The sequence below is a fragment of the Pannonibacter sp. genome, assembly GCF_051860505.1.
Lineage (GTDB): Bacteria > Pseudomonadota > Alphaproteobacteria > Rhizobiales > Stappiaceae > Pannonibacter.
In genome coordinates, this window is the sequence record NZ_JBHYDX010000045.1 from 1 (window position 1) to 8688 (window position 8688).

Here is an 8688-nt window from a genome sequence, read left to right on the forward strand (position 1 = left end):
ACCGCCATCTCCGTGAGCCTCCAAGAGCCAAGCGAAAATACCAGTCAATCAAATGCATAAGTTAGCGCGTATGGGCCGTGTGCCGGGACCTCGGACTACCGACGACCCTGTAACCTCTCCATCGTCATCCTCGGCCCTGTGCCGAGGATCTATGCAAATCAATGACTTGCAGATCGCCGTGACAGGCCCGGCCAACAGGTATGGCAGCTCAGGGGAACATCAACAGGTCCCGGCTCAAGGCCGGGACAGCGCGGGAGTTGGATCGGACGTAGCCCCCTGCGACGCAGTTGCCCCCTTTTCGTCGCTCCTGCGCAGGCAGGAGCCCAGTAACCACCGGAACAAATTGGGTTTCCGGCACTCGCCCTCGGCTGCGCCACCACCATCGTTGGATCTCTGCTTACGCGGGCACACAAGAAAAAATACACCGCATCCGAGTCAGACCCCCGGCCCACGCCGGACCAGCTTGATGTCAATCCAGGCACTTCGCTCTCTCGTCATGGTCGGGCTTGTCCCGACCATCCGCAAACCATTGATTTGTATAGATCCTCGGCACAAGGCCGAGGATGACGATAGAGAGGCTGCCTGTTTGCCAGCAAACTGATCAAGCTGGACGCCGGGGCCCTGTTCGTTGTCAGCCCCGCATCACTCCGCGCCTTTTTCCTTCAGCCAGGCTTTCATGAAGGCGATTTCCTCTTCCTGCGCCTTCACCACGGCTTCGGCCAACGCCCGGATCTTGGGATCCGTGCCATGCGCCAGCACCACCTTGGCCATGTCGACCGCACCCTGATGGTGCGGGATCATGCCTTTCACGAAGTCGATATCCGCATCGCCCGTGAAGGCGATGGACATGTCCTTGTGCATGGCGTCGTTGATGGCCTGATAGGCCTTGGTGGACGCACTGGCGCTCTCTGACCCGGCAGCCGGCATCACATGCCCGCTATGGTCCTGCGCGACAGGTTGCGCGGGCGCAGGTCCGTCGGCAAGCGCGGGCAAGGCACCCAGACCCAGTACAAGGGCGGACACGGCATAAATCTTCATCATCTCGATGATCCTTTTGGATTGAGCAGAAACTCCGTGGCTCCGGCCACGGCTCAAGACAAGATCAGGCGAGGGATTTGGGCGGCGGCGGCTCGCAGGCTTCGCCAAGGCCGGTCACGTCGGAGTTGCCTGCAGGCCAGTTGACCAGGCGATAGGAGGCAGGCGCGTCAGCAGCCGCATATGACGGCGCAAGAATGCTGGAAGCCATCATGCAGAGGGTGACACACACATCATCCATCTGCGCCGGCGGACAGCACGGATGGCTGGCGGACACCTGCAATGCCTCGGCACTGCTCAGGCTTGTCGGCGCAGGATCCATATCTGAATGGTGCATACCAACTTGGGCAGGGCCAACCCCGGCAAGCCTGCCCGCTCCCGCAGCCTGCCCGGCCTGAAACGACAGACAGACCAGCGCAAGTACCAGACCGGTGGCCAGCAGAAACGCAATCCAGCCCTGTTTGACGGCATTGACCATGGCCGGACCCTAGCCTGTTTCACCGGTCCGGCGCAACGCCCGCGCCGGTTGGCGCCGCGAACAGCCCATAGTTCCTCCATCGTCATCCCGGGCGAGAACGAAGCGAAGACCCGGGACCGGAGAGCCGAAAGCCTGCCCGCATTCCGTTCATTGCAACATCGGGACCGCGACCCTCCGGTCCCGGCTCTCGCGCGGCTCGGCCGGGATGACGCCGGTGAGGCCGGGGCTTCGCCACAGGCTAACGCCCGCAGCCATGATCATTTCCTGACCACACCCCGCGCCTTTTGCGCACGAACGGCCTCAATCATAAGCCTGGCGACTTTCAGCATGAACGCGGGGCTGAAGCGGCCGGTCGGGCGCGCTGATGCAAGGTCGAAAAGCTGATCCGGGCTCAGCTTGTTATATTCGTCAAGGATCAGCAAACTGCGCTTTCCGGCATCAAGTCCGCCGCGCCGCGCTTCTGTCTCGGGGATATCGATGAACAGTCGCGCCCTGTCCCCTGACGGATCAAGCGTCGTCACTGGCATCAGGAACAGCGCATCGTCTGTCTTGAGCGTCAGACAGGCAAACCGGCGCTTGCGCGGCCGTTGCTGGCCTCCCTCCGCTTCATGGGACCAGAGATAATCGTAAAGATAGAGCTCCCCGCGCTCCATCACACCTCGTCCGGCGCGTCGGCCAGGATCTCGGCAAGCGCGCGCTCCAGAAGCTCGAGATCTGCCTGCGGCGCCGTGTCAAGGTTATGCGTGGTGCGCCCTGCCCCGGATGGTGTCCCGGCACTTGCTGCCAGAAGCCGCTCGTACTCTGTGACCGACAGTAGCACAAGCCGGTCGCGCCCCCGCTTCTGCAACGTGACAGGGGCTGCGAGCGCCGCATCCAGCACTTCGCCCGGCTGCCGGTTGACGTCTGAAAAGCTGAACTTGCGCATCGGTCGATCCATGCAAACTGCATTATACGTATTTTGCATGATTTATGCGAATTATGCAATTCAAGTCAGCTTCTTCGGCCAGGTGTCCGACAGACGGTAGCCCGCCGGCCAGGGATCCTCCGGGTCGAGCATCAACTGGCTCGTACCGGTTACCCAGCCGCGGCCAGAGATTTCCGGCAGGATCGCCGGATGGCCCGCGACAGTCGTCGCCCCGGCGATGCGGCAGTCGAAGGTCGAGCCCAGCACCGAGATGCCGGTAAAATGATCGCCCACCCGCATCTCGCCCCTTGCCGCCAGAACCGCCATGCGGGCGGAACAGCCGGTGCCGGTCGGCGAGCGATCGAGCTTGGCCGGCTGGATCGCCACTGTGTTGCGCCCGACCAGCCGGTCGCCCTGCCGCTCCACAGGCAAGGTGAGCTGACAGAATGAGATGTGGTTCCAGTCGGGGTTGAGCGGATGCGTGAAGCCGAGCTGTTCGTTCGCCGCCCGGGTGATGCGCACGCCGGTTTCCGCCAGTTCGCGCGCCTCATCCGGCACGATCTCGAACCCGAGCGCGCGGGCGTCGGTGATGACGAAACTGTCACCGCCATAGGCCGTGTCGACGGTGAGTGTACCGAGCCCCTCGACCTCGAGCGGCACGGATAGTTTGCCGGCAAAAGATGGCACGTTGGTGACGAAAATCCGCTCCGCCTTGCCATTTCGGCAGACCGCCCGGACTTCCACCAGCCCGCCCGGCGCCTCCAGCACGAAGCGCGTTTCCGGCTCCTGCATCGGCACGATGCCGGTGTCGAGCAGGACGGTGGCGACACATATCGAATTGGAACCGGACATGGGCGGCGTGTCCTCCGGCTCCATGATGATCCAGCCCATCGCCGCACGCGGATCCTTCGGCGGGACGAGCAGGTTCACATGTCGGAACACGCCTCCGCGCGGCTCGTTCAGCACGAAGTTGCGCAAGGCCCCGTCGCGGGCGATGAAGCCGCGCTGCTCCCAGATCGTCTCGCCCGGCGGCGGCGCGACGCCGCCGACGATCACGTCCCCGACCTCGCCCTCGGCATGGCAGGTGACCACATGGATGATCTTGCTCGTGCGCATCTGAAGGCTCCTCAGGCGCAACGCAGCACTGGTTCCCCCAGCGCCTCGAAGTCCGGCTCGATGCCAAGTCCCGGCCCGGTCGGTGCTCTCATGGCCCCGTTCACCCGCTGCGGTGCGCCGTGGGCGATCCGCTTGGTGCCGTAGGAGTTGAAGTCCGTCGCCGAGAAACAGAACTCCTCCGGCGTCGACTGGGCGAGATGGGCAATGGTCGCGGTCACGATGTCGCCGCCCCAGGTGTCCTCGATGGTCATGGCGATGCCATGGGCGATGCACAGGTCCCGCATCTGCCGCGCCTTGGTCAGCCCGCCGACCTTGGAGATCTTCAGGTTGATGACGTCCATCGCGTCATCGCCGATGGCCCGGACCAGCATGTTCACGTCGGTGACATTCTCGTCCATGACAAACGGCCGCGCCGTCCGCCGGCGGATGGAGAGGCATTCCTCATAGGTCAGGCAGGGCTGCTCGATGTAGACATCGAGATCGGCAACGCTTGCAGCCACCCGGGTCGCCTCATGCCGGTTCCAGCCGGTGTTGGCATCGGCAACGAGGATATCGGTCGGCTCCAGGATCGCCCGGGCGGCCCGGATGCGGGCAATGTCGTCGTTGGCGTCGCCGCCGACCTTGAGCTGGAACTTGGTGTAGCCCTCGGCACGGTAGCCGGCAATATTTTGCGCCATTTTGTCGGCAGATTGCTGCGAAATGGCGCGATAAAGCTGCACTTTGTCCTGCGCCACACCGCCCAGCAGCTTGACCAGCGGCATGCCCGCCACCTTGCCCAGAATGTCCCAGCAGGCGATGTCGAGCGGCGCCTTCACGTAAGGATGACCATTGAGACTGGCGTCCATCGCGCGGTTGAAGGTGGCCAGATCCGTCGGATCAAGCCCGATCAGCTTCGGCGCCAGTTCTTCAAGTCCCGCCCGGACACCCTTCGCATAGGAGGGCAGATAGGCCGAGCCCAACGGGCAGCATTCGGCATAGCCGGTGATGCCGGCGTCAGTGTCGATGGCCACGACGGTGGCGTCAAAGACCTCGACAAAATTGCCGTTGGACCAGGAATAGCGGCCTTCCTTGAGCGGCAGGTCCACCTGATAGGCACGAATGGCAGTGATACGCATGAGTTGGAACCTCCTGAAATCAATAGTCAAACCACAACGAAGCCATGGGCATAGGGGTCGCGGTCGTCGATCATGATGGTGTTGTAGCCCGTCACCCTTGCCCAGCCGGCGATGGTCGGGATGATGCCGTCATGGTTCCCCACCTTGACCGTCTCCTTCACCCCGCCCTCGAACATCGAGCCGATGATGCTCTCATGAACGAAGGCGTCACCGACCTTCAGTTGACCCTTGCCGAACAGATGCGCCATTCGCGCCGAAGTGCCTGTTCCACAAGGGGAACGGTCGATCGCCTTGTCACCATAGAACACCGCATTGCGGGCATGGGCCTCCGGCTGCGTCGGCTTGCCGGTCCACTGGATATGCGACAGCCCCTTGATGTCCGGCTTTTCCGGATGCACGAACTGGTACTTGGCATTGAGCGCCGCCCTGAGCTTCGGACTGAAGCCGATCAACTCGCCAGCAGTGAAGTCAGCCATATCCCGGAAGACGGCCTGCGGCTCGACGATGGCGTAGAAATTGCCGCCATAGGCCACGTCCACCGTCACCTCGCCCAGCCCCTCCACCTCGGCGGTGAGGCCGGTGGCGTGCAGGTAGGACGGTACGTTGGTCAGGCGCACCTTCTCGACGAAGCGCCCCACCTGTTCATACTCGGCAATCACCAGTCCCGCCGGCGTATCCAACCGCACGACACCCGGTGTTTTTGGCCGGATCAAGCCATTTTCGATGGCAATGGTGATGGTGCCGATGGTGCCATGGCCGCACATCGGCAGGCAACCGGATGTCTCGATGAAGAGAATGCCGACATCACAATCCTCCCGCGTCGGCGGGTAGAGGATCGAGCCCGACATCATGTCATGACCGCGCGGCTCGAACATCAGTCCGGTGCGGATCCAGTCGAACTCGGCCAGGAAATGCGCCCGCCGCTCCAGCATGGTCTTGCCGGAGAGGAGCGGTCCGCCGCCCGCCACCACACGCACCGGGTTGCCGCAGGTATGTCCGTCGATACAGGTAAAGGTGCTCACTGCCATGGCAGTCTCCAGAGGATCAGAACCGGTCAGGCCGGAACGGGCTGAGGTCGATGGGCGGCTGGCGCTCGAGCACCAGATCCGTGACAAGCCGCGCGGTGGCGGCCGATTGGGTGAGGCCGAGGTGACCGTGCCCGAAGGCGAGGATGACGTTGCGCGCCCGCAGACTGCGGCCGATCACCGGCAGGCTGTCAGGCATCGACGGGCGCGACCCCATCCACTCGATACCGCCTTCGGCCTTGAGGCCCGGCATGAACCGCGCCGCCTTGGCCAGCATGTGCTGCGAGCGCTTGAAATTCACCGGTGCGGAAAACCGCGCCAGTTCCGAGGCCCCGCCGACGCGGATGCCGTTTGCAAGCGGCGTCACCACGAAGCCGTGCCCGCCGAAGATCAGCTGGCGCTTCAGATCGAAAGCCCCGGCCGGCAGGGTTGTATTGTAGCCGCGCTCGGCAATAAGCGGCACGTCCGCGCCAAGGCTGGCGGCAAGGCCCCTGGACCAGGGCCCCGCCGCCAGCACCACGTGGCGGGCGGAAAGGGTCGCACCGCCCGTGAGCCGGACCTGTTGCAAGTCACCGCCGCCGGTGATCGCGATGACCTCGCCGCGATGAACCGTGACGCCCAGCGTTTCTGCTGCTCGCGCCACCGCCAGCGCGTAGTCGCGCGGATCGGTCACCGTCTTCCAACCGGGCACGAAAGTCGCCCGGATGAACTGTGGCGACAGGCCGGGCTGGAGTTCCGCCAGCCCGCGCGCAGTCAGGTGTTCAAAGGCAATGCCATAGCGCTCCCGCCAGGCCCAGCCTTCAAGCGACGCACGAAATTCGGCATCACTTTCATAGAGTTGCAGGGACCCATCGGCGCGCACGAAGGCACCTAGACCAGCAGCAGCAACGAGGCTGTCGCACTCCCGCGCCGCCAGCGTGTTGAGCGCGCCCTGCGCCGCCGCGCTGGCTTTGACCCGGTCCGGCAGGCTGGCACGGAAGAAACGCAGGAGCCAGGGCAGCAGATAGAGCGCCTCGCGCGGCGGGATTGTCAGCGGCCCGAGCGGATCGAGGAGCCACTTGGGCGCCTTGAACAGGATGCCGGGCGAGGCGAGCGGCAGGATGTCGGAAAAGGCGAAGGCCCCTGCATTGCCACGGCTCGCCTCGTTGGCAAGCTCGCCCCGCTCCACCAGCACGACCTTCCGCCCGGCCTCCGCCAGACGGAAGGCAGCCGAGAGGCCGATGATGCCGCCGCCGACGATCACGACATCGGTTTCCATATGCTCCGCGGTCATGATCGCGGCTCCTCCCGTTTCCGCGTTCAGGGCTGGGTGTAGGCGGTCTTCACCGTGGTGTAGAACTCGGACGCATAGCGGCCCTGTTCCCGTGGACCGAAGCTCGATCCCTTGGTGCCGCCGAACGGCACGTGATAGTCGACGCCTGCGGTCGGCAGGTTGACCATAACCATGCCGGCCTGCGCCTTCGCCTTGAAATCGCTCGCATATTTCAAGGACGTGGTGCAGATGCCCGAAGACAGGCCGAACTCGCAGTCATTGGCGACCGCAAGCGCCTCGTCATAATCCTTGACCCGGATCACGCTGGCGACCGGACCGAACACTTCCTCGCGGTTGATCCGCATGTCGGGCGTGGTTTCGGTGATCAGCGCCGGTGCCATGTAGAAGCCGGGCTTCTCACGGTTGAGCCGTTCGCCGCCGAAGGCGACTTTGCCGCCCTCGGCCCGGGCGATGTCGACATAGTCGAGATCCTGGGCGAGCTGGCGTTCGTCAACCACGGGGCCGATCTGTGTTGCCGGATCGAGCGCGTCGCCGACGACCAGCTTCCTCAGCGCCTCCGTCATCCTGGCGACGAAGCGGTCATGGATGCCCTCGGTGACGATGAGGCGGCTGGAGGCCGTGCAGCGCTGACCCGTGGAGAAGAAGGCGCCGTTGAGCGAGGCGGCGACCGCAATGTCGAGATCGGCGTCATCCAGAACCACCATCGGGTTCTTGCCGCCCATCTCGAGCTGCACCTTCTTGAGATTTTCAGCGCAGGCAAGAGCAATGCCCCGGCCGGTCGGAACGGAGCCGGTGAAGGACACCGCCTTGACTTTCGGATGCGAGGTCAGAACCGGCCCGATGTCCGAGCCCTTGCCGCCGACCAGGTTGAAGGCACCCACAGGCAGACCGGACCGGGAGATGATCTCGGCCAGAGCATGCGCCGAGCCCGGTACGAGTTCGGCAGGCTTCAGCACCACGGTGTTGCCATAGGCAAGCGCGGGCGCAACCTTCCAGGCCGGAATAGCGATAGGGAAATTCCACGGCGTGATCAGGGCGACGACGCCGACCGGCTCGCGGCGCACATCCACTGTCACGCCTGGGCGTACCGAGGCCAGCACATCGCCGCTCTGGCGCAGCGCCTCGCCGGCGAAGAACTTGAAGATCTGCCCGGCACGCATCACCTCGCCAATGCCCTCGGCCAGGATCTTGCCCTCCTCGCGCGACAGCAGCCGGCCCAGTTCCTCGCGGCGGTCGAGGATCTCGGTGCCGATCCGGTCAAGGACATCAAAGCGCTGCTGCGGCGTGGAGGCAGCCCATTGCGGTGCTGCGGCATGTGCCGCTTCGATGGCCGCTTCAGCCTCGGCACGCGAAGCCCGCGCAGACTGTCCGATCACATCGCGGGTATCCGACGGATTGATGTTGGGCGACTGGCTCGCGCCTTTGCTCCAGCTGCCAGTGATGAAATTCCTGAACTCCGTCATGGGATTGACCTGTCTATCCTGTTGGAACTGCTGATCCTGCCAGCCTATCCGTTTCGTTTGCGACACGTCGAGCACCAAGCCTTGTGGCAGAGCGCTTCGCCCAGCGAGGCTCCCCCCACCCCCGTCCCCTCCCCACGAGGGGGAGGGGGGCTCGAAGGCCTAGTGCTTACAACTGTTGCGCATGAACTCAGTGCCGACCGCTCCCCTCCCCCTCGTGGGGCCTGTTGCATAATTCCCCGTGAAGCGAGAGGATTGTTTTGTTTGGTGCTTCGGGGGTTT

At 64.1% G+C, this 8688-nt stretch carries 9 protein-coding genes; all 9 read right to left on the reverse strand.

Annotation, left to right across the window (positions count from 1 at the left end; genetic code table 11):
• Positions 1-642 precede the first annotated feature (642 nt).
• Complete coding sequence (gene copM / locus ACTIFE_RS20255) at positions 643-1041, reverse strand: CopM family metallochaperone (RefSeq protein WP_439530954.1); 399 nt, start codon at positions 1039-1041, stop codon at positions 643-645.
• Positions 1042-1102: 61 nt separating this feature from the next.
• Positions 1103-1513 (reverse strand): hypothetical protein, encoded by a 411-nt coding sequence (locus ACTIFE_RS20260; protein ID WP_439530955.1) that lies wholly within the window; start codon positions 1511-1513, stop codon positions 1103-1105.
• A 257-nt stretch (positions 1514-1770) separates the two neighbouring features.
• Positions 1771-2166: a hypothetical protein gene (locus ACTIFE_RS20265; RefSeq protein ID WP_439530956.1), complete on the reverse strand. Its 396-nt coding sequence runs from the start codon at positions 2164-2166 to the stop codon at positions 1771-1773.
• On the reverse strand, positions 2166-2438 hold the full coding sequence (locus ACTIFE_RS20270) for a type II toxin-antitoxin system Phd/YefM family antitoxin (RefSeq protein ID WP_439530957.1): 273 nt from the start codon (positions 2436-2438) through the stop codon (positions 2166-2168). Before ACTIFE_RS20270 ends, ACTIFE_RS20265 begins: the two co-directional genes overlap by 1 nt.
• Positions 2439-2498: 60 nt before the next feature.
• Complete coding sequence (locus ACTIFE_RS20275; RefSeq protein ID WP_439530958.1) at positions 2499-3533, reverse strand: trans-3-hydroxy-L-proline dehydratase; 1035 nt, start codon at positions 3531-3533, stop codon at positions 2499-2501.
• A gap of 11 nt (positions 3534-3544) precedes the next feature.
• Positions 3545-4648 carry a cis-3-hydroxy-L-proline dehydratase gene (locus ACTIFE_RS20280; RefSeq protein ID WP_439530959.1) on the reverse strand — a complete coding sequence of 368 codons (1104 nt, stop codon included), beginning with the start codon at positions 4646-4648 and terminating at the stop codon, positions 3545-3547.
• A 26-nt stretch (positions 4649-4674) separates the two neighbouring features.
• A complete protein-coding gene (locus ACTIFE_RS20285) occupies positions 4675-5676 on the reverse strand; it encodes a 4-hydroxyproline epimerase (RefSeq protein WP_439530960.1) in 1002 nt (333 codons plus the stop codon).
• 16 nt (positions 5677-5692) lie between these two features.
• On the reverse strand, positions 5693-6946 hold the full coding sequence (locus ACTIFE_RS20290) for an NAD(P)/FAD-dependent oxidoreductase (RefSeq protein ID WP_439530961.1): 1254 nt from the start codon (positions 6944-6946) through the stop codon (positions 5693-5695).
• Positions 6947-6972: 26 nt separating this feature from the next.
• Complete coding sequence (locus ACTIFE_RS20295) at positions 6973-8409, reverse strand: aldehyde dehydrogenase family protein (RefSeq protein WP_439530962.1); 1437 nt, start codon at positions 8407-8409, stop codon at positions 6973-6975.
• Between the last annotated feature and the right edge of the window lie 279 nt (positions 8410-8688).

Bases quoted from the DNA above. Each gene is read 5' to 3' on its own strand.
- copM (WP_439530954.1), bottom strand. From the start codon at position 1,041: ATGATGAAGATTTATGCCGTGTCCGCCCTTGTACTGGGTCTGGGTGCC.
- ACTIFE_RS20260 (WP_439530955.1), bottom strand. From the start codon at position 1,513: ATGGTCAATGCCGTCAAACAGGGCTGGATTGCGTTTCTGCTGGCCACC.
- ACTIFE_RS20265 (WP_439530956.1), bottom strand. From the start codon at position 2,166: ATGGAGCGCGGGGAGCTCTATCTTTACGATTATCTCTGGTCCCATGAA.
- ACTIFE_RS20270 (WP_439530957.1), bottom strand. From the start codon at position 2,438: ATGCGCAAGTTCAGCTTTTCAGACGTCAACCGGCAGCCGGGCGAAGTG.
- ACTIFE_RS20275 (WP_439530958.1), bottom strand. From the start codon at position 3,533: ATGCGCACGAGCAAGATCATCCATGTGGTCACCTGCCATGCCGAGGGC.
- ACTIFE_RS20280 (WP_439530959.1), bottom strand. From the start codon at position 4,648: ATGCGTATCACTGCCATTCGTGCCTATCAGGTGGACCTGCCGCTCAAG.
- ACTIFE_RS20285 (WP_439530960.1), bottom strand. From the start codon at position 5,676: ATGGCAGTGAGCACCTTTACCTGTATCGACGGACATACCTGCGGCAAC.
- ACTIFE_RS20290 (WP_439530961.1), bottom strand. From the start codon at position 6,946: ATGACCGCGGAGCATATGGAAACCGATGTCGTGATCGTCGGCGGCGGC.
- ACTIFE_RS20295 (WP_439530962.1), bottom strand. From the start codon at position 8,409: ATGACGGAGTTCAGGAATTTCATCACTGGCAGCTGGAGCAAAGGCGCG.